We start from the raw sequence: 19,942 nt of genomic DNA, 5'->3' as shown, positions 1-19,942 counted from the left end.
CCTAATGAATGAGTTCTTGCATTGTTTTTAATAACGTCGGACCACCAAGTGGTGTATAAGCCTGTGGCGGAATCACACCACAAGGAACAGACTGCTCATCTGCTATTTTTTTCACTGCATTAAATCTATGCCTTACTTGCGGAGCAACCATTACTACATCCCAACCATTTTTCACCTCTTCTTCCACTTCGCTTGTTCCAATTGCGTGTACATCCACACTAATCCCCTTTTTCTCCGCTTCTTTTTTTAAAGCGTTTACAACAATTGAACTGGACATTCCTCCAGAACATACAAACAGAACTTTCATTTCATAATCCTCCTATATGCTTTAAGTAATTTCCAGCCTTTTTCAAGGACTGTCAAACAGCCAACAAAAAGAAGTTTCACGTTATTAAAAATCATATGAAGAATGTAGACAAATTAGTTCTGACGAAATGAAATTTCAGTGAAAATATTTTTTATTTGAAATAAAAGTTTCAGCGCTCTACTTTCTCAATTGTGAACCTTATATTCACGTGATATAGTAGTCTCAATAATAGAATATGTAAGGAGGCGTACGATGATTTTCAAAAAATTATTAATGAGTTGTTGTAGCGTCATCTTGATTATTCCCTTCCTGTTCATAACCTCTAGGTCCACACAAGCTGAAGTACCTACTACGTATCAAAAACATGAGTTACGCGCCGCATGGGTTGCATCTGTGCTCAACATTGATTGGCCCTCTAAGCCAGGATTATCTATCGAAAAGCAGAAGCAAGAATTTATCAAACTATTAGACGATGTTAAAAATGTAGGTATGAACGCAGTTGTTATGCAAATTAAACCAACCGCAGACGCTTTTTACCCTTCACAATATGGTCCTTGGTCCGAATACCTTACAGGCGTGCAAGGTAAAGACCCTGGCTATGATCCGCTTGCATTTATGGTTGAAGAAGCCCATAAAAGAAACCTTGAATTTCACGCATGGTTTAATCCCTATCGAATAACCATGAACCACACTAATTTAAATCAATTAGCAGAAAATCACCCCGCTAAGCAACATCCCGATTGGGTTGTATCTTATGGAGGAAAACTATACTATAATCCCGGTATTCCAGAAGTGAAAAACTTTATAACCGAAGGAATATTAGAAGTCGTACAAAATTACGACATTGATGCCGTTCACATGGATGATTATTTTTATCCTTATAAGGTAACCGGAGAAGAATTCCCAGATCAGAACACCTATAAGACTTACAATAATGGAAAATTCTCTAATATTGGAGATTGGCGTCGCGATAATGTCAACCAACTTGTAAGTGGATTAAATACCGCTATTAAACAAGAAAAATCTTATGTCAAATTTGGAATTAGTCCATTTGGTGTATGGAGGAATATAGCTGATGACCCAACCGGTTCTAATACAACTGCTGGACAAAGAAATTACGATGACCTATATGCTGACACACGAGAATGGATCCAAAAAGGATATATTGACTATATTACACCGCAAATCTATTGGAATATCGGTTTTACACCTGCAGCATATGACGTTTTACTAGATTGGTGGGTAAAAGAAACAGAAAACAAACCAATTCACTTATACATTGGACAAGCTGCATACAAAATTAATAATAACTCAGTCCCTGCTTGGTCAGACCCTGAAGAATATCCAAGACAAATCACATTAAATCATCAATTTTCACAAATAAAAGGTAGCATGCACTTTAGTTTAAAAGATATTAATAACAATCCATTGGGAATAAAAGATCGACTACAAAAAGATATTTATAAACACCCTGCATTAATTCCACCAATGCCTTGGCTAGATCAAGATCCACCTAAACAACCTACTTTAAAAGGTGCCATTGCAAGAAATGATGGTATTGCCTTAGGAATCATCGATAATAGAAACAATGATTCTACGTATTATGCAATCTATCGAGTAGATGAAAAGAATGACGTTGACATTCAAAAAGCTGAAAACTTACTTACTACTGTACGAAAAACAAAACCTGGGGAAATTTATGTAGATAAGACAGCTGTGTCTGGTGAGACGTATACGTATGCGGTGACTGCTTTGGATCGGTTGCATAACGAGAGTATCCCTTCTAGCAAAACTACTATAATAGCGAAATAATTATAAAATCCCTCACTCTTAGAGTGAGGGATCTACTTTATGTATATAAATAAAATGATTATTTCCTCAGTTCACTATACTGAATATAGATTCTATTTTCAGGTTTTTTATCTACTGTATACAATACGAGTAAGAAAAACCATTCTAACGGCTTCATTATGATATAGATGAAATCTGCTGACCACTTTGTGTTGATATGTTTACTAATTGGATAGCCATATTTATCGTAAAAATCACGAATGATTTTATGACATTTTGGAGTGCGTTCCCAGCAGAAATAGAAATATCATGATTAACACAATGTAATGTTCTCCTTACTTCGATTTATTTTTCATTTGAAATGTTAACTATTTTTTCAAATGTCCATGTAGCTCCAAAATCTTCTGATACAAGCCTTGCCATCTTTCCTTCTCGATCCATCCCGCCCTCGTCTTGCGATACAAGTAACGTACCTCTTGCCCCATCAAAAAAAGGAGGCATTACAGATGTAAAAACACTATGATATTTATTTGGCAATTTAATATCTAGCTTCGCCCATGTTTTCCCGCCATCTTCTGTACGATAAACGTCAGGATCTCCATTTGTAGTCTTAAACGTAATAAATCCAATTTGATCGGTAGCAAAACTTACTCCTGTCGCAAGAAATTGTGTAAGGTCATATGTACTTCCCATTTTCGTCCACATTTTCCCGCCATCATTCGTTTGATATACAACGTTCGTTTCAAAGCTCATCGTTCTATCACCCGTTATAACGATGTAACCATTCTCTTGTGATGTGAACCCGATAAAACTAAGCCTTCGATTATCAATATCATCCCCCACTGTTACAGTCTTCCATGTCTTTCCTTCATCATCAGACATAGTCACTTTTACTGGACTATGATGACCACCATGTACAAAAGCAGTTTTTTCCTTACTAATGTAGTAACTTCCTTCTTGTAATTCTTCTTCATTTACTCGGCCATCTTCACGCATAAATTGATCAATAGTAATTGGAACATTTTTAAACGTTTTCTTCTCATCATATGTCACCTTTAAAATGGAATTCTCCATCACATAATTTTTATCATGTTTCTTTATCTTTACATTTTCTATTTGACTATCCTCGAGACCGTTCTCCCATTTTAAATTGGCTGGTGCCTTCTCTTTACTTAAAAATGTATAAGTATATGGATCTTCTTTATTAAATTTGATAATCCATTGATTATCTGTAATTTTCCCATCATTATCAGTCGCATCCCACTCTGCATGGTATTTATTTTTTTCTTGTAAGGAATCAACATTAAATTTAATGGCTACAGAATAGTAATTTTCTTCGCCTACTACCATTTGATCCATTACTTGAGCTGTACCTTGCCAGCTCCCAGTTTCATCTTCTTTGTTAGACATTTTTGATACATACTGATAAAAAATGTCTCTTCCAATAAAGGCTATGTTTGATTCGGTTGTTGATATCTTTATCGTATTATCATCTACATTCTTAGTACTTTTCTCTTTCTTTTTATCCTCCCCGATTGTGTAATAAGTCATCGTACCAAAAATCGCTATTCCTATAAGGACGATTATGATAACAATTAGTGTTTTTTCAAAACTATTTTTCTCTCTTTCATCATCCCTCTTAAAATGATTTTTCATTTCAAGTACCCCATTCTATATGATTCATAAATTGCTATATTAAATGTACAAATTATAATCACTCTCCACTCAATATTTTGAAACCTAAATATAACATTTCATATTTTATCATTTGTGAAATGAAAAACATACCAATATCTCCCTATCTTCAATGTTATACTATTAACATTCTAATAGATAAGAGGTTTTAACATGTTATCAGTGAAGGAGAGATTTAAATAAAAAATTGTTAAAGCTATTACTGTCTGTCGTATTGTTAGTATCAACTGGAGGATTGTTTGCTACAACATCTAAAGCAGAAGAGCAAACAGAAGAGTTGTTTATAACAAAAGGTAATTCTGAAAGAGTGACATTTGAAGAGTTATCAGAAGAACAAAAGCAAGCCTTCATTGCGGATGGTTATAATGAAGTTGATAAAATAATTGAAACAACTCTTTTTTTCATATGTATCCCCCTATGATAATATCGATAAGTTTTTTTGGTAAATTCATACTACTTTAGATGATATTACCACATTAAAACAATTGAAATAAATAAAATATTAAATCTAATATAAAAAATCCGTATAATTTTTCGAATAACTTATTGCCTTGCAAATAGAGATAAAATGCGATAAGCTGCTCTGGCAAAGTCACCAAATACAGCTTATCTTATTTCAAAAATGGTAAAGGTGCTTGTTGTATGCCGTTTTGCGTTGCAATATAGAACGCTTTAGCAAACCCTTCATTTTGCATACACTCATCGATTAAAAGCATGATGGGAATTCTACGTAAATCTAACATAAGCTCTTTTCGAACATGTTCTGCTAAAGCAAGATTTGATATAGATAATATAAAAACTCCAGGGATTGTATTGATATTTTCAAAATGTAATAGACCCTCAGATCCTATCTGTTCTTCCCAAATATTTAATCGTGACTTTATATGCTTTACGTATTGTTGTCCTTGTTGTACACGTTCAAATATAAAATTTTGTTCGCCAACTGGTGTCTTTACTGCTCCAACAGCGATTGGATTGTACCCTTTCGTATTTGCTTTTAGCTTCGGATACCAATGCCAACTACTTAATAGCCTTTGACCAACCGCGAATTCATATTTGATTTGATTTAATGAAACAAATCGCTGCACACCTGCAACACCTAATTTCATCCATTGTTCAGGCTTTAAAGAATAATTCGTATTCCGATTATGGTAAGCCCACATCATTAAGTGACCTGCTGTATTTAATGTAATAGGTGCAGATGGTTTCGGTTGATCTGGGAATAATTCCGAACGCACTTCCCAGCGGCTCACAAATCCATATAGAACTAATTTTTTTAGAGATTCTGATACTTGGTTGCGACTTATTTTAGATTCCACAAAATTTTTAATTTGTGCTTCCGTAATCGCCAAACTATCCCAAATTAACTTTAGTATTAAATTATCTTTTTCATTAATAAATCCAGAGTTTAATCGGTCATAAATACTCCTTAAGTCAGTTAATGGTTTGAATTTATTCGGTAGGATAGGCCCTCCCCGTAAGGATGGGTCATCCCAAAGCGATAACGTATTGTCCCTATTCAGCCAATATTGAATTGCCTTGCCATTTCCTTGTACAGCTACTTGAGGAGGATTCATTAGGAAAATAAAAAGGCCGTTGGATCGTTAACTTTTTTACGCCCAAATGGGAATTTAAAGATAACACCCGACCCTCTCTCCTTTTCAATATCTACGTTAACAATTCTCAAACTAACCACGTCACCTAGGATTGGTTGTTCTATATTTTTAGGGACAATTCCTTTAATGGTGCAGCCTTGATCTAGTTCTACAAAAACGCCGAACCTTGGATCTACATTTGCAACACGTCCAACGATTGTGTCGCCTTCCGATAAATCTGCTAAGAGTTGATATGGATTTTCTACTGCTGCTTTTCTCGAAACATGAATGAGACGCTGCTGTGGATTGTATTGCAGCACTTTAACAGGTATACGTTCTCCAATTTGCGCATAGCGTTCTACCTCATTTTTATAAACTCTCCCATAATTTAATTCATGCAATTTCATGAAGCACTCTGCTCCATTGATACGCAAGAAGATTGTTGGTACTTGTGCGTTCATGTTATATCCAGTAACCTCAGCTTCAAAGGTTGGTTCCTGTAGCTTATCATTTCCTTCTAATTCGATTAATTCACGAATAAAGGAATCCGCAGCTCTTCGGTTTGCCTCTTTTACAGAAACTTGTACTTTATTTACGTCTATCTCATCAGACATTTGTGTAATAATGACAGGAAAGATATGACCTGTAAACTGGGTAATACTTTTAAACGCATGATCTGAAAAATTTTCTTTTTTACAAATCCCTATAATTTTCCCACTCTCAAGTGCAAACTCCGCATATTCAGTATCAGGATTATCCTTATCAGTTCGCTTTACTGTCCGCAGTACTGCTGGTATCGGCTCTTTATATCTACGTAATGTCTGAAGCTTTTCAAAGGTTTTAACATCCATGAAATATCCCCTTTCTTCAATGATGGTCTATTGAAAGATTTCCAAAACAAGAAGTTGCTATTTTAAGTATGTATAGGTGAAATGGAAAAACTAAGTGTTTTTGTATATTTTCAATAAATTATCTTTGAACGAATTCTATTGTGGTGCTAGTTTTGTAAATAGAATTCGTCTGTTGGCTGTCGTTTGCTTATAACATTCAAGAGTCGCAAAAAGAAAAAAAGCATCAAACTTATGACACGAAAACCAAGTGTCAAACTGAAAACAAGACTGAAAGACCATACGAATTTCGTATCAACCGTAGGGACTACAGGAATTGCCTTCTAAATAACTAGCGGTTACGCTGGTATTCGTAGGAATCCCACACTTTAAGCGTAGCTAAGTGGGGGTAGTTCAATCTCTGAAGTTTTCAGCTGTTAACTCTTTCTGATATGTCATAAAATATGTTAGTATCAAAACAAATATAAAGACTTACCTTTTGAAACGATAAAAAACGTCACTCTTTCTAATTTAGATTGTTTAGAAAGAATAACGTTTTTTGTACTTGGGGTAATGAAAATTCTTAAGTTGATGGGCATTTTGCCGTACACCTACAAGTAACATGATGAAAAATAATGTGTGTTAGATTATTGATTTAATTTGTTGAAGATAGCATTTTAAAATCATAAGCGTAAATTTTTTTTCCTCCTCGAACAGAATTGATAATTTCATTCATTCCTGTAACTTCAATTTCTTTCATTTTTTTACCGCTTTTCAAAGAATAAATTTCTAAATAATATTTGTTTGTTTTATTTTCATCATAGCGTAATACATATAACTGATCGTCTTTGAAATATGTTTGTTCATTGTATCTAACACCATCAGTTACATGGTAATCAATCTTAAATTTAGTCTTTATCAAATTAGTTTGTGTATGAAACGTAGTAACTTCCCCTAATCCATTTATAAAATAGAGTTCATTATTATATAGATGTGTAGAGTTGTTCTTTGTAAACGGTATGGAAGCTGTTGGGTCTGCTTTAGGAGACAATAAAATTAACTCTTGTTTTAATGTTGTTTTATCAATACGTAAAAGGTAAATTTTATCATTATTTGCACCATCACTTTCAACTAAAACATTGTAATAATACTTTGAATCACTTAAAACGGATGAATAACTCGAATATTCCTTGTTTTTATTCAATTCAATCGAGCTAACATCTTCAATTTCCATTTTTAAATTATTAAAAGTTATCTTTTTTAAACTATATTGTTTTTCATCTAAGTCTGCAGTTATAACTAACGCAGCGTCTTCAACCATTCCAGAACTCATAAGATAATGTGGGATGTTCCCTGTATGAATACCTTGTTGATTAAGATATACAACATTTGAATTATATCCTCCAGTATCAACATTAACACCCGAATTATAAATATTTACAAATAAGTTTTCTTTATCTAAATAGCCTCTCTGTTCACCTGTATGTTGGTATTTCATTTCAAATTCTTTAAAATTCTCTCCTATAACCCTTAGTTTATTTTTACTCTCTAACAAAATTTCTTTTTTATTTCCGGAAACACTTATACCGCCAAGTTCTAAGCCATTCATTTTATAACCACTTGCTCTTCCTTTTTTATCGATAAATATTGCGTAACTAATCCCTTGACCATCCATATCTTGATCAGCTGTAGAAGATAGATATACTACAGCCTGTTTATCCTTCAAAAAATCTGTTTGTTGAATCTCCTTTTGGGATATAGAGTTTATATTAGCGTTACGAAAAAAGAAAAAATAAATTAAAATTGCGATCAAGCCTAAACTTAAAATAATAAATAAGCCCTTTTTCATAAAATTATTATTCCTTTCTTACAAAAAGAAGTGCAACAAGTTGGTTCGTTGCACTTCTTTTTATTAAATATAACGAACTACTGAAGTTTGTTTTGCATCACGAACATCTCTCGGATATACACCAGCACCACCATTTTTATCCAAATCTAAACCACCATTAAGTTTATACGCTGACCAAATAAGTTTTGAACAATTTTTATCTCCATAATGAGATGTATATCTATTTGTAGCAAAATTATAGGAATATCCATCTTTACCTACTCGACTCTTCACCCACCCTGCAGCTTTGGATTTATTTAGTGAAGTGGTTTTTACAGATTTTACAACAGCGTCACCTTTATCAACTAAACGGGACTTTGTACTAATTGTACGTACTCCAGAACGCGGTACCGACTCTACAATTTGACTTGAGCTATAGTACATACCAACATGTCCATGGTTCAAATATGCAGTATATGAACCAGTGTAAAAGAAATTACCTGTACTACTATTCCCTACTGGAACGGTGCCACCACTTCCTCCTAATGTATTTACTTTTTTACTTGCATCTTTTTTACCTTGCTCTTCATCTGCTTTAAGTTCCTTAAAAATCTGTTTAGCTATCGCTTCATTTGTATTCCCTGTATTTTTTGCCATTTCATTAATACTTGAAATTATTTCCGATGTACTTAAGTCAGGTTGCATTTTCTTAATTTCATTCAAATAAGGTAAATTTGTATTTTCTGCAGAGGTAGCAGTAGGTACAACAGCAACTGAAATCATTAAACCCATTGATAATGCTAATGCATGTAACTTTTTCATACTTATTCCCCCATTTTTGAAATTATTCACCTAGAACTAATACCCTACTCTTCGTATAAATATTACATTCACTTTATAATAACTTACAAATATGTCATATACAAGCTATTATTTATAATGTTGTTATTTTTCTTTATTATCAGAATATAAAAGGGAGTGATTTTTACAAATTCATTATGGAGAATACATTATGAAGAATAAGTTTGTTATTAGTTTACTTTTTGTTGGTAAACGTCCATACCCATCAACTTAAGAGAAATTGTATCCATAAAATTAAAAAACGCCATACCTCCTATTCTCTTTTTTAACCCTCTTATTATCTAAATTGCACCAAAAAAGTATTGTTCTAGGATACAATGGAGTCAAAAGATGTAATATTAGAATAGCTCGAACCATTGATGTATCAATATTAATAGCGGGGGTAATTATATGATTCGTGAAGCTGAACCAAAAGATAGTAATGTAATTGAAAATCTATATAAAAAATTAGCACCACATAGTAAAAACATTAAGGTTTTACCAGAAAGAATTGAGCAGATAAGGAATGATTCTAATAATTTTTTATTTGTATATGAGGAAGATTGTAAGGTTAAAGGAAGTATATTTATGACTTTTTGCCTTGATCCTGGATATCAATTTAGGCCATATACCGTTTTAGAGTATGTGATTGTAAATGAAGATTTTCGAGGTAATGGGATAGGTGAAAAATTACTAAAACATGTAGAACAGCTATCAATTGCAAGAGGATCCACAAGAATTATTTTATTAAGTAGTACAACTAGAATAGAAGCACATAAATTCTTTGCTAAAAATGGTTATAATGGAACTATAAGTAAGGGTTTCAAGAAGTATATACCAATTCATTAAGTTTTATATATAAGAGCCATTCTTAGCTATAGGGGTGGCTTTCTTAATTATCTTTAAATTAACTAACACAATTTTAAAAAAGTCAGCGATGTATAAAATTCTCGTTATGGAGATAATTCAAAACCTTAAGTTGATGGATGTGTGGTGCTACCCCATAAAAAAAAGACACTCTTATAAGAGTGTCTTTTCTGATAGTTTTTTTAGCAGAAGCAAGCAGCCCCAACTATGATTAATAAAATAAACAATACAACTAATAAAGCAAATCCTCCTGCAAAGCCGCCGTGGCCACAACTACCACCAAAGCCCATGATAATTCCTCCTTTTGATAAGAGGGGAAACAAGGGGTGTCACTCATGTATTTTAACGGGTTCACTTTACTTTATGCTTTTACGTATTAATTGAGCAGGTCCTTTTGAAAGTAAAGAAGATATTGATTTATGATTCAATATCTTCTTTATTTATAGCGTTTTGCTCTCATTTTTGATTGAGATAACACTCTTAGTTTTTGCCCTTTCCTGGGGTCCCGTCCTACACTTTTTATTCCACGGTTCACTTGACCATAAGGGTATTCCTCATTTGTGATTTCTGGAAAGAATGATAATTGCCCCATGTCCGAATCCCCCTATTTCAATTTTGTTATTTTTTACTTTCTATTAGGTATGTGAAATTTAAATACCTATCTTCTGAATAAGGGAACAGTGCGCATTAACATAGCCCCCACTACACTATTGCGCATTGTTCCGCTATCCATTAAGCCTTTAATAATTTACGTTTCTTGTTGGCCATCTTCTCTTTTGCCGCTTCTATGTTATCTGTTACTCTCTTATGATCCTGATCAAATTGAATCATGCCATCAAACATAACTGGGGTTATTGCTTCATCAATGTATTGTAAGTAATCAACTGGTGCCCGTTCTGTCTGATCCACTAAGTATCCATAAATATCAAAATCTACTCTTGATATAGACTTCTTGCCATTCGGTTGATGAGACATCCTTACATAAGATTGAATCACTGATGCAGGCACCAAGAATATTGTATGGTCCTTACTGAATTCTATAAGGAAGAAACACACCGCTCCCATCTTCCCTGCTTTCTCCAGGTAATCTAACTGGTGCTGCGCAATGTTACTTAAATCAAATCGTGTAAGGCTCTTAGTTGATTTTGCCTCAAATGCGACAGCTCGTTCTTTATACACGCCATCATAGTCTATTGTGCTTTTAGCTTCATAGAATCCATTTGTTACCTGGCCCCCTCTACTTTTGATTACCTTCACAGGAGTCGGACGCTTGTTTATAAGCGCCACTCCCTCACGTTGGTACATTTCATTTGATAGATTGATAAGCTTCTCAAAATGCATTCCTCGGTTTCCTAATGCCATTGTTATTCCTCACTTTCTATTAAAAGGATCATTTTGTTTAAATTACTTATCTTTTAATCCGCATTGCTTCATAGCTTCTTTTCTAATCTTAGTGGCTAACTTTCTATCCTCATCACACATTTAAAATTAAAAACTATATATTTAATATAAATTTATTAGAAGGGCGCTATTTCCTTGCGCCCTTATTTAAATACTTAACCTCATTCCCTACATATTTTTTTATAAATTGTATACAGTTCCATATGGGATCGTTGAAAAAGACATTTCATATGGCGTAATATGATGCATCGGGTAATAATACTCCGTGGATGAATAGTACGGTTGTATACCTTGTTGCATTTGTTGCATTTGCAACGCTTGTTGAACAGCTTGAATTGTACTTTGTGCTCCGCTATACGTAATACCCGCCGTACCATACGGACGCATTCTAGCTTGGGTATCAAAATATGAATAAAACATTATTATTCAACTCACTTCCATATAAGTTATTACAAAGTATGTTATGATTCTTAATTTCAGTGAGTGTTAAAAACTGGTTCACTAGCCTTTATTCAAATAGCCTTTTTGTTTAAATTTCATGTAATTCGCCAATATAGGCTGTAACATATCGAATGTGCGCTTCCCTGTTTCTTCTCCCACTCCAAGTTTCCATTCCTGTAATTTGTATACTTGGAAATCTCTCTTCCAAAAGTTGTACCAATAATCGCTTATTCGTATCATTGTCAACAAGATGTACTTCTCTGTCTTCCTCTGTAAAAATAAACCTTCTATCACGAAGTTGTTGTATTTTATCAGCATCTTCTTCCTTATCTAAGTAAACGTCCATACCCATCGACCTAAGATTCTGAAATAGCCCCATGCCCATCAACTTAAGAATTCTATAACGTCCCCAAAACAAAAAATTGTATATTTTCACCGGGAGATGCCAATTTTATCGTTTTGGGGTATTTGCTTTTCTTAGCTTGATTGTGATGTGATAAACGTCAAATAACACTAAAATCAACTTTTATTGTATATTTTGGTATTATTTGACGTTTACTCATATAATATGTATGATGATATTTAGAAAATTAAGAATTCACCATTAAAAGGAGGGGCTTTAAATGAAGGTTAATAGCTTTTACCCTGTAATAACGACGGATCACGTTGCGAAAAGTGCAAGTTTTTACAAACGTCACTTTGGATTTGAAGCGGTATTTGAATCCGATTGGTATGTTAGTTTGCGAAAAACGGAAAATGAGATTCCGTTTGAGCTTGCAATACTGAACGCTTTCCATGAAACAATCCCCTCAAATTCTCGCAAACTTGTAAATGGGCTGATTCTCAACTTTGAAGTTGACGATGTTGATAAATGGTACGAGAGATTAATCATCCAGGAAAAACTTCCCCTGCACCTTCCACTGCGAAATGAAGAATTCGGTCAACGCCACTTTATCACAAGTGATCCCAATGGAGTGTTGCTAGATATTATAACGATTATTCCTCCTTCAGAAATTCACCAGGAGCAATATGCAGAGAAAGTTTGGGATATAGATGACAGTGAGGGAAAAAGATAAGAAAAAAACAATCCAGTTAATTAGTTTAGATAGTTAATTCATTGACACACAAGGGAATGATAAAGTGAAACTTCAATCAGTGGGGGTTTTTCCATCCACCACTGATTGTTAGTTGAACCAATCGGGCTTTTATGGGCTGTTTATCTCCCACCTAAATTTCTTCGCATTTTCTTAAGTTTTGAGGTGGGAGTATTACAGCCCGTTAATGCGGGATAAAAGCTATTTTCTTTCCAATCATTTTTGTTATAATAACATAATTATAGACTTCAAATCTCGTTTTATTGTCTATAATAATTGAGCGACTTATAATTATGAATATTTATTTTAGTTTTGCAACGCCCCTAGTGTTACTGTTTGATAGATAAATAGATCAAGAGAAGGGGAATATTGGATTTATGAAACAGAATATAAAAGTTTTAGCTATGGCAGTCCGTCTAACAGTTATGGGATCGACAGTAGCTACTTATGTTAGTGCTGATACAGGTTGGAAACAAACGGGCTCAGTATGGAGTTATTATAATGTAAAAGGTGTGAAACAAACAGGCTGGCAACAGATAAACGGAGCATGGTATTACTTCAACGGAAGCAGAGTGATGCAAACAGACTGGATCCAAGATAATGGTAAAAAGTACTACTTGGAAAGTAATGGTGTTTGGAATCCAAATGCTAAATCCACAAATAATAGTTCACGACCTGATGGACAGCTGTTAGATGCATTTCAAAAGGAAATAAAAGTGCATATTAATAATCAAGAAGAAAATATAACAATGACATACAAATCCAAAAACTCCAATATTAATGAGGTTATGGATGGACTTGTTAAAGAATATGACAAGGCAGTCGAATCTAACGAATATTTGAATTATAATATTGCACATGCGCAATATTCTGTTCGTGGTATCCCAGGGAATTATACGTTTACGTATCAAAACAAAACTCTGAGCGAATAATTCTAAAGTTCTTATACGAAATCTATCATTATAGCCTGCGCACAAACCACAATATGTCCATGAACCTTAACAGTCTGACTCTCAATGGCACTACGGTTACACTTGAACAATTAAAACATATTATATATTGGGTGACATTACAGAAAGAAATTAATTATCCCCGGCCAAAGTGTCAGGGAATAATATTACCCTTTTCTAGATATATCGAAGCAATTCTTTCTGCTAATCATCCTGAAATCATCACCCTAGAACAAGTGATATCCCGAACGAATAATCATAATGGCCGTGTACCACCTCTCCTATCCTTAGATCAAATTCCTGATCCCTATCCACAAGCATTTCGGAATCTAAAATGGCGTTAAATGTAACTTTTAAATAAAGTTTTTTCAAATTAACACTAATAACCCTGATATAATAACAAATAGAAAGAGCATGTTTTGAAAAAACTTAATCAAAACATGCTCTTATTTAATTTGAACAAGCTCATTTTGTAATAAATTTACTGGGAATTAATATACTTCGCTATTATTATTTCTGCACATTAACTCCTACTCTTATCGCAGTCTCTACTTGTCCATTAGTCACATCTGACTTTTGAAAAGGATTATGTACTAAAATTGGGGTTAAATCATATACTCCTGGTTCTTTATTTATTGGAATTTCAGTTTTAAGATCCACAATTGTATTTGTAGGTAATTCGAAAAATACCGTTGATTTGTCTCCTACAATATTAACTGCCTTCCAATCCATAAGTGTAATTAATGCATAAGTACTTTTTTGATTACTGTTGTTCCCGACTTTTGTATGGAATGATAATGTTTCGTTTTTGGAAACATCTTCTGTTAACCAACGCTTAAAATCGCCAGTTTTAGACATGAATACTCCATCCAAATCGTCAGAAGCTTTTACTTCACCATATTCATTAAACTTAATGTTTTCTGGTAATGATTCATCTCCTCCAACCACTGTACTAAACCTAAAAAATAAAAGATTTGATAAATCTGTTTTCTTTCTAAAATCTTCATCAAGACTTTTATTATCTGGATACTTAGCAATTACAAATAACATATCATGTAATCCCTTTTTTTGAGGTGCGATTTCAAATGGTATTTCTAAGGTTTGTCCTGCCTTCATTTTAAAGGTGAACTCTTTACTAGCCTCCCTATTATCTACTTTAAAGTCCGCTTGTTTATAATCAATAAATAACATTAACTTGTATACTCTGTCATTCTCAATTAGATTACCAAGTGAAAGAAATTTTTTTATACTTTGATTTTCCTCAATATCAAAGTTATATTTTGTCTCAATTTCTCCATTTGAGTTATACAACCCTAAACTAATTCCACCACTAGTTGCGTTTGGTAATTTATCTCTATCGGCAGTACTTTCAATTTTTGAGCTAAAGCTTGTATTTTCCAATTTAATATTACTATTTTTTGAATTCCCCACTTTTTCGTTCCCTTGAGTACAACCACTAATTAACATAACGATTAATAACATTGTAAAAAAAAGAATCTTCCTTTTCACTAAATCCCCCCCTTTTTAATTAATAAAATAGGAAGAGCAAATTAGATAAACATTCCTAATTTGCTCTGGGAAATTATTTTCAAGTTCCGTATGTTTCTGGCTCCCAAGTCTGGTAACCACTATGTTGGAACTTGTGATTTCCGTATGTCTCACCGTCTTCAAACCAAGTTTCACCTGCAAAAGTTTGAGCCCCAGCGTGTGAAGAATTATAATTCCCTTCGCTTGCTGACTTTTTATAGACACCATTTACATATACTTTTGCTTTAGCGTAAATGTAATTAATTTGCTTTTTACTGGTCTTACTACTACTAGTATACGCGTCTGAAGTAGAAATTCCTCCATTAGCATAAGTAAAAGTTGATTTTGCAGAATAATACGGTGCTGCTGCTAATGTATTAAAACTAGGATTTAAAAGTCAAATAAATAAAAATGAATTTTCATGTATTAGAGACAATTTATTAAGACAAATACAATCGATAGATTTTGTCTTAAATGAATTGATTAAAGAATTTAGTTTATTTCAAGAGGAAAAAAATTAGCCTATTTATAATTAAGAAGATATACATTTGTATACAGCTCTTAATTTCGCTCATCAAAAAATGGGCGAAATATATATATGCCCATCATTACAACAAAGTTTAATTACGCCCCATATATAGTTTACCTATATGGAAAACAATAATTGAAGCTGCGTTTGAAATTATTGCTGGTTTCAGAACTTCACGTGGATGTACAATACTAGAATTCAAACTACCAATATGACAAACATTGATAGCAGTAGGCTGATTTTTTATATCCAGACAGAGTACAATAAAATACTCTCGATCAGCCCCATCTAGAAATTGCTTAAACAACAAACTTGCATCTTCTGGTGATTTTACTCTTCTTTCTTTGTAAAGAAGACTACTCTCTTTGACCATTTTTAATTTTACGATGTCGACTCGTTTTGCTGGTTGATTCATCCCAACAGGTGACTCTAATACACCTTGCTTCCCTGTCCTAATTTCACGATATACCATTTTTTATTCCTCCAATCATAAGAAAAAGGGCTGCTCTTCATCTGAAAAGCAACCCCTCTTGTATTAATTCATATAAATAATATATATTTATTAAGTTGGAGTTTACCGTACACTTGTTATCTTCTGTATAATAATAACTTGTCCTACACTTAAAGCGTTTCATCTTTCATGTCTTTTTTAGGTGATTTTTTATACAATTCAAATCTATGTTGATAAATCTCACGCATAATTGTTATATGAACTATCGACACCTCCCCCTCCAACCATTTCCACTAAATCATGAAAAGTAAGAATGTATGCTAGATACCATCTCACCATTAATAAAATAATATTAGGCTGATAATGTTTTAATTTGAACAAATGTTGCTATTCCATACTGATCATATCCCTCTTCTAGAGTAATGGTATCAGTATGTCTAAGTGTTGAAGATTAATTGCAAGATCCTTACGTTAGTGCATTAGAACAGTATTGTAAAAAATCCAGTAAATAAGTATCATAATACGAGTAGGAATATTGTACCAATCTACTTTTTTATCATCAGCTTTTTAAATAATTGAAAAGGAGGTAATTATGTCGATTTTTGTACGGAATGAAAATTTAATCACCTTTATAAAAAGATATCCAGTTACATCTATTATTGTTTTTATTACCACACTAATATTTATTTTCACGTGCATAGACGGAGGATCCACCAATATCCATACTGTAATTAAATATGGAGGACTATCTCAACCGCTTTTCTCAAATGGCGAATACTTTAGATTAGTTACATATTTATTTCCGCATGTTGGAGGAGTTCCTCATTTCTTATGCAATATTTCATTTATCTTAATTCTTTCTCCTCCCCTAGAACGGATTATTGGGAGTTTCCGTCAAGGCATTATTTTTCTATTATCAGGTATAGTTGGTGGACTATTTGTAATATACTTTACTCCTGAAGTCGTAGTAGGTGGAGCTTCTGGTGCAGGTTATGGTATGCTAGGAACATTTTTAGCTTTAATTTATAAAAGAAATGCATATATTGATAATACGACAAAAAAGTATATTTTTGTCGTAACAACCATAAATGTGATTTATACTTTTACTGGGGAAAATATTAGTATACCCGCGCATTTCGGAGGCTTGATTACAGGTTTTTTTCTATCCACCTTATTAATAAAATCAAGAAAGATTGCAACAATTTATCTCGCTCCTATTATAGTCTCCCTTGTAATCTTGTGTGGATACATTATTTATCAAGAAAATCATACAATTGTAAGAAAAGTAACTAAGGCGTCAGATACTAATACAACAGAACTTATTAATGATGTGAATTGGTTTAATGGAAAATATAAGAACATTTATCCTCTTATGAATGAATTAATAAACAACTATAATCAAGGGATATCAAACAAGGCAGAAAAAGAACGATTTTTGATCAATATAGAACAAAATGAAGACAATGTTCAAAAAATTATTAATGAGATTTCTAAGAAAGAATTTAACCCTAATATGAACGAGCCACAAGCATTATTACTTGAAATTTTTAATAAATTAAATGAAGCTGCTGAGTATTCTAAATTAGCTATAAACAACGAGGATGTAAACAGTGGTAATAAATTTTCCAAATCTATTGATGATATAAATAAAAAAGCAGAAAAATATAATCAGTCGCTAATCCATGCATATGAAAAAGCAGGAATACAGTGGACATCGAATGCAAACAACCAAATTGATCCAGGCAGATAATAAATCATCTACCTGGATCAATTTGGTTTGCCGTTATTTATGATACCATTCACCGTAATATTAGATAGAGTAAAATAAAATTCAGAGAGAATAAAATTAATTATTCCCTCCTTTTCCATATAATTTAGATATATCCCTTTTCTTTTAAAGAAACAAAACTATCAGAGCAAACTATAACATGGTCTAACAATTCAACATCAATATTCCCCCTGATTCTTCCAGATGTTTTGTTACTTCAATATTTTCACGGCCTGTTGTTGGGTCATTACTAGGATGAAAAAAGACAAGTTCTACTCGGAGATGTTAAACACCCCCAAGTAGAACACACAAATTAAAATCCGTATTTTTTCTCCCTCATTTCAAAAGCTTCTCTGCCACCTTCTAAAATTTCACAAGCATGCGATTTTATTCCTTTGCAGATTAGCTTCTTACTACCTTCTTCTAGAAAATCACATTCCAACGCACCAGTTATATATTCAAAGCGATATGATTCATTCTCATTTAATTGTACGTCTTGATTAGCTACAATAACATTTTCACTATCCGTTAAAACCACCAAATTTGCGTTATGTGTTACAACAATAATTTGCCTTTGAGGGCTTTTTTTCTTAATAAATTTTACTAAGTCTGTTGAAATAGTCCTATTATCAAGGTTATCTTCTGGTTGATCTATTAAAATTGGATGTTTTTCATTACTCATATCTAAAAATAACTCTAATAGCACTAAACCTCTTTTTCCAGGTGACATTTTGGTTAATGTATCTCCATCTCGTTCCAAATCAAAAACTACATTTGTATATGTACTTAGTAGATATTCTACCGCCTGTTGTTTGGCATAACTCCGTCTTAATTTATTTTCATCTTGAGCCAATAAAGTTTCGAATAAAAATATTAATTTTTGTATATAACTCTCTTCCTTAAAAATAAACTGTGAATCTTCATCAAAAATCTCATGTTCGTCACAACCAGGGAATATTTTTGTTAACTTTCCTCGTCTATTAAACATAGATAAAAATCTTTCTTCGAAGCCTACATAATCAAATGTTATATATGCATTAAGTTTTATATCCTGAAAATAAGGCCTAGAATTAAAGTATCTTGCTATCTCTCTCTTCAATTCAAACATTTTAGAAATATCATGCACAATTTCTTCTTGTATTGATGACAGTTCTACACATAATACTTTTTTCTCTTCTTCAATTGTCGCAATCTGTTTTATGTAGCTTTCCTGTTCTTCCATCTTATCTCTAAGCCCCTGTATCTCTGTAGCTCCTCTTAGCTTTTCCAATAACGGCGTTAATTCTTCATTGACCTGATTCAACATTCCATTCTGTTGTCCTATTTCTACACTATATTGCTGTGCTTTTTCAGTGATTAGATTTTGTGCATTTACAAAAGCATTACTAATTGCTAACCTAAGTTCTTCAATTATTTGTGCGAAATCATCATCATTACTACTTGTCCCTTTCAATTTATCATTAACTAATTCAAATGCTACTGATAAATTTCCCGATAATTCATCCGCCTTCTCTTTACGTCTATTCGTAATATCTATTCGCTGATTGATTTGTTCTTTAGTTTCTTCTTTTATATTTATGGCTTCTTCATCTTCTTGTGTAAGGTTTGCTGCTTTAATTTTTTCTTCGATTTGCGAATGAAGTTTGTCTTTTTCTTTTATAATAGAATCTAGATTACCTATATCAATTATCTGATTCTCTAATTCTTCAAATTTCCGTATATGCTCGAAAAACTTCGATACTTTACTACTTAATCCGCTCTTTAATCTGCTATCTTCATTTTTCTTGCTATCCCAAAAATTCCTACTCTCACTATTTTGTAATAAGATTTCTCTTATTTTAGCTTGAAGAACATCATTTGCTGTATCTTCTGATAAGGAATTGATATACATTTGCGGAATATAAGTAACTTTTCCAATTCTCTCATCGTTATTGCTACAACTACAATCTCCATTTCTCCATCTTACTTGTAATGTAGTACTTTCTATAAATGTGTTCTTATAGGGGTTTTTCCACACATCCATCAACTTAA

General features: G+C 32.9%; 18 protein-coding genes and 5 pseudogenes. 6 read left to right on the top strand and 17 right to left on the bottom strand.

Translation table 11 applies throughout. The features are described 5' to 3' along the window. Position 1: 1 nt before the first annotated feature. Positions 2-307 carry a PTS sugar transporter subunit IIB gene (locus CN373_RS08380; protein ID WP_098359077.1) on the bottom strand — a complete coding sequence of 102 codons (306 nt, stop codon included), beginning with the start codon at positions 305-307 and terminating at the stop codon, positions 2-4. Positions 308-559: 252 nt separating this feature from the next. Here CN373_RS08380 and CN373_RS08375 point away from each other — a divergent pair, with 252 nt between their 5' ends. After that, positions 560-2,119, top strand: coding sequence for a glycoside hydrolase family 10 protein (locus tag CN373_RS08375; protein ID WP_098359076.1), 1,560 nt, complete (start codon positions 560-562; stop codon positions 2,117-2,119). Between the two features lie 58 nt (positions 2,120-2,177). Here CN373_RS08375 and CN373_RS26120 read toward each other — a convergent pair. Together CN373_RS26120 and CN373_RS08365 are read right to left on the bottom strand one after the other, a co-directional pair. After that, positions 2,178-2,387: pseudogene (locus tag CN373_RS26120) on the bottom strand (DUF6688 family protein); the annotation flags it as partial. A gap of 56 nt (positions 2,388-2,443) precedes the next feature. Further along, on the bottom strand, positions 2,444-3,754 hold the full coding sequence (locus tag CN373_RS08365) for a WD40/YVTN/BNR-like repeat-containing protein (protein WP_098359075.1): 1,311 nt from the start codon (positions 3,752-3,754) through the stop codon (positions 2,444-2,446). A 226-nt stretch (positions 3,755-3,980) separates the two neighbouring features. Between CN373_RS08365 and CN373_RS08360 the strand changes: the two genes are divergently transcribed. Continuing rightward, positions 3,981-4,214, top strand: coding sequence for a hypothetical protein (locus CN373_RS08360; protein WP_000916094.1), 234 nt, complete (start codon positions 3,981-3,983; stop codon positions 4,212-4,214). A gap of 190 nt (positions 4,215-4,404) precedes the next feature. On the opposite strand, the gene CN373_RS08355 is transcribed toward CN373_RS08360, so the two are convergent. From CN373_RS08355 to CN373_RS08340, 4 genes are all read right to left on the bottom strand, one after another. Then, positions 4,405-5,370, bottom strand: coding sequence for a hypothetical protein (locus CN373_RS08355; RefSeq protein ID WP_098359074.1), 966 nt, complete (start codon positions 5,368-5,370; stop codon positions 4,405-4,407). Beyond that, positions 5,370-6,239, bottom strand: coding sequence for an RNA-binding protein (locus tag CN373_RS08350; RefSeq protein ID WP_098359073.1), 870 nt, complete (start codon positions 6,237-6,239; stop codon positions 5,370-5,372). The genes CN373_RS08355 and CN373_RS08350 overlap by 1 nt, the downstream gene beginning before the upstream one ends. 631 nt (positions 6,240-6,870) lie before the next feature. After that, a complete protein-coding gene (locus CN373_RS08345; RefSeq protein WP_000715528.1) occupies positions 6,871-8,064 on the bottom strand; it encodes a hypothetical protein in 1,194 nt (397 codons plus the stop codon). 63 nt (positions 8,065-8,127) lie between these two features. Then, on the bottom strand, positions 8,128-8,865 hold the full coding sequence (locus CN373_RS08340; protein WP_000733099.1) for a YiiX/YebB-like N1pC/P60 family cysteine hydrolase: 738 nt from the start codon (positions 8,863-8,865) through the stop codon (positions 8,128-8,130). Positions 8,866-9,294: 429 nt separating this feature from the next. Between CN373_RS08340 and CN373_RS08335 the strand changes: the two genes are divergently transcribed. Then, positions 9,295-9,732 carry a GNAT family N-acetyltransferase gene (locus tag CN373_RS08335; protein WP_000617456.1) on the top strand — a complete coding sequence of 146 codons (438 nt, stop codon included), beginning with the start codon at positions 9,295-9,297 and terminating at the stop codon, positions 9,730-9,732. A gap of 200 nt (positions 9,733-9,932) precedes the next feature. On the opposite strand, the gene CN373_RS08330 is transcribed toward CN373_RS08335, so the two are convergent. The 5 genes from CN373_RS08330 to CN373_RS08315 form a co-directional block, all read right to left on the bottom strand. Next, complete coding sequence (locus tag CN373_RS08330; protein ID WP_000505687.1) at positions 9,933-10,040, bottom strand: YjcZ family sporulation protein; 108 nt, start codon at positions 10,038-10,040, stop codon at positions 9,933-9,935. Between the two features lie 146 nt (positions 10,041-10,186). Continuing rightward, positions 10,187-10,342 (bottom strand): hypothetical protein, encoded by a 156-nt coding sequence (locus CN373_RS25515; protein ID WP_165770710.1) that lies wholly within the window; start codon positions 10,340-10,342, stop codon positions 10,187-10,189. Positions 10,343-10,482: 140 nt separating this feature from the next. After that, positions 10,483-11,112 carry a Holliday junction resolvase RecU gene (locus tag CN373_RS08325; RefSeq protein WP_098359072.1) on the bottom strand — a complete coding sequence of 210 codons (630 nt, stop codon included), beginning with the start codon at positions 11,110-11,112 and terminating at the stop codon, positions 10,483-10,485. Between the two features lie 219 nt (positions 11,113-11,331). Next, positions 11,332-11,571, bottom strand: a complete 240-nt coding sequence (locus tag CN373_RS08320) for a DUF3947 family protein (RefSeq protein ID WP_098359071.1) — start codon at positions 11,569-11,571, stop codon at positions 11,332-11,334. A 109-nt stretch (positions 11,572-11,680) separates the two neighbouring features. Then, on the bottom strand, positions 11,681-11,938 hold the full coding sequence (locus CN373_RS08315; RefSeq protein ID WP_232297292.1) for a hypothetical protein: 258 nt from the start codon (positions 11,936-11,938) through the stop codon (positions 11,681-11,683). A 277-nt stretch (positions 11,939-12,215) separates the two neighbouring features. Between CN373_RS08315 and CN373_RS08310 the strand changes: the two genes are divergently transcribed. Both CN373_RS08310 and CN373_RS26010 read left to right on the top strand, forming a co-directional pair. After that, positions 12,216-12,668: a VOC family protein gene (locus tag CN373_RS08310; RefSeq protein WP_000867847.1), complete on the top strand. Its 453-nt coding sequence runs from the start codon at positions 12,216-12,218 to the stop codon at positions 12,666-12,668. Between the two features lie 395 nt (positions 12,669-13,063). Further along, a pseudogene (locus tag CN373_RS26010) lies at positions 13,064-13,591 on the top strand (transglutaminase domain-containing protein); the annotation flags it as partial. A 555-nt stretch (positions 13,592-14,146) separates the two neighbouring features. Here CN373_RS26010 and CN373_RS08300 read toward each other — a convergent pair. From CN373_RS08300 to CN373_RS25825, 3 genes and pseudogenes are all read right to left on the bottom strand, one after another. Beyond that, positions 14,147-15,145 (bottom strand): hypothetical protein, encoded by a 999-nt coding sequence (locus CN373_RS08300; protein WP_000823301.1) that lies wholly within the window; start codon positions 15,143-15,145, stop codon positions 14,147-14,149. Positions 15,146-15,813: 668 nt separating this feature from the next. Beyond that, positions 15,814-16,164, bottom strand: a pseudogene (locus tag CN373_RS08295) (JAB domain-containing protein); the annotation flags it as partial. A 185-nt stretch (positions 16,165-16,349) separates the two neighbouring features. Further along, a pseudogene (locus tag CN373_RS25825) lies at positions 16,350-16,482 on the bottom strand (IS6 family transposase); the annotation flags it as partial. A 253-nt stretch (positions 16,483-16,735) separates the two neighbouring features. On the opposite strand from CN373_RS25825, the gene CN373_RS08290 reads away from it, so the two are divergent. Continuing rightward, on the top strand, positions 16,736-17,893 hold the full coding sequence (locus CN373_RS08290) for a rhomboid family intramembrane serine protease (protein ID WP_098359070.1): 1,158 nt from the start codon (positions 16,736-16,738) through the stop codon (positions 17,891-17,893). Positions 17,894-18,017: 124 nt separating this feature from the next. Here CN373_RS08290 and CN373_RS25820 read toward each other — a convergent pair. Together CN373_RS25820 and CN373_RS25510 are read right to left on the bottom strand one after the other, a co-directional pair. Next, a pseudogene (locus tag CN373_RS25820) lies at positions 18,018-18,169 on the bottom strand (JAB domain-containing protein); the annotation flags it as partial. 55 nt (positions 18,170-18,224) lie between these two features. Beyond that, on the bottom strand, positions 18,225-19,942 hold a 1,718-nt coding region (locus CN373_RS25510; RefSeq protein ID WP_346426377.1), incomplete at its 5' end, for a coiled-coil domain-containing protein.

The sequence above is a fragment of the Bacillus cereus genome (assembly GCF_002561295.1).
Lineage (GTDB): Bacteria > Bacillota > Bacilli > Bacillales > Bacillaceae_G > Bacillus_A > Bacillus_A cereus_S.
This window is presented reverse-complemented; position numbering and strand designations above follow the sequence as displayed.

What these genes read in the sequence shown, in the direction of transcription:
- CN373_RS08380 (WP_098359077.1), bottom strand. Translation starts at nt 307, where the DNA reads ATGAAAGTTCTGTTTGTATGTTCTGGAGGAATGTCCAGTTCAATTGTT.
- CN373_RS08375 (WP_098359076.1), top strand. Translation starts at nt 560, where the DNA reads ATGATTTTCAAAAAATTATTAATGAGTTGTTGTAGCGTCATCTTGATT.
- CN373_RS08365 (WP_098359075.1), bottom strand. Translation starts at nt 3,754, where the DNA reads ATGAAAAATCATTTTAAGAGGGATGATGAAAGAGAGAAAAATAGTTTT.
- CN373_RS08355 (WP_098359074.1), bottom strand. Translation starts at nt 5,370, where the DNA reads ATGAATCCTCCTCAAGTAGCTGTACAAGGAAATGGCAAGGCAATTCAA.
- CN373_RS08350 (WP_098359073.1), bottom strand. Translation starts at nt 6,239, where the DNA reads ATGGATGTTAAAACCTTTGAAAAGCTTCAGACATTACGTAGATATAAA.
- CN373_RS08345 (WP_000715528.1), bottom strand. Translation starts at nt 8,064, where the DNA reads ATGAAAAAGGGCTTATTTATTATTTTAAGTTTAGGCTTGATCGCAATT.
- CN373_RS08340 (WP_000733099.1), bottom strand. Translation starts at nt 8,865, where the DNA reads ATGAAAAAGTTACATGCATTAGCATTATCAATGGGTTTAATGATTTCA.
- CN373_RS08335 (WP_000617456.1), top strand. Translation starts at nt 9,295, where the DNA reads ATGATTCGTGAAGCTGAACCAAAAGATAGTAATGTAATTGAAAATCTA.
- CN373_RS08330 (WP_000505687.1), bottom strand. Translation starts at nt 10,040, where the DNA reads ATGGGCTTTGGTGGTAGTTGTGGCCACGGCGGCTTTGCAGGAGGATTT.
- CN373_RS25515 (WP_165770710.1), bottom strand. Translation starts at nt 10,342, where the DNA reads ATGGGGCAATTATCATTCTTTCCAGAAATCACAAATGAGGAATACCCT.
- CN373_RS08325 (WP_098359072.1), bottom strand. Translation starts at nt 11,112, where the DNA reads ATGGCATTAGGAAACCGAGGAATGCATTTTGAGAAGCTTATCAATCTA.
- CN373_RS08320 (WP_098359071.1), bottom strand. Translation starts at nt 11,571, where the DNA reads ATGTTTTATTCATATTTTGATACCCAAGCTAGAATGCGTCCGTATGGT.
- CN373_RS08315 (WP_232297292.1), bottom strand. Translation starts at nt 11,938, where the DNA reads ATGGACGTTTACTTAGATAAGGAAGAAGATGCTGATAAAATACAACAA.
- CN373_RS08310 (WP_000867847.1), top strand. Translation starts at nt 12,216, where the DNA reads ATGAAGGTTAATAGCTTTTACCCTGTAATAACGACGGATCACGTTGCG.
- CN373_RS08290 (WP_098359070.1), top strand. Translation starts at nt 16,736, where the DNA reads ATGTCGATTTTTGTACGGAATGAAAATTTAATCACCTTTATAAAAAGA.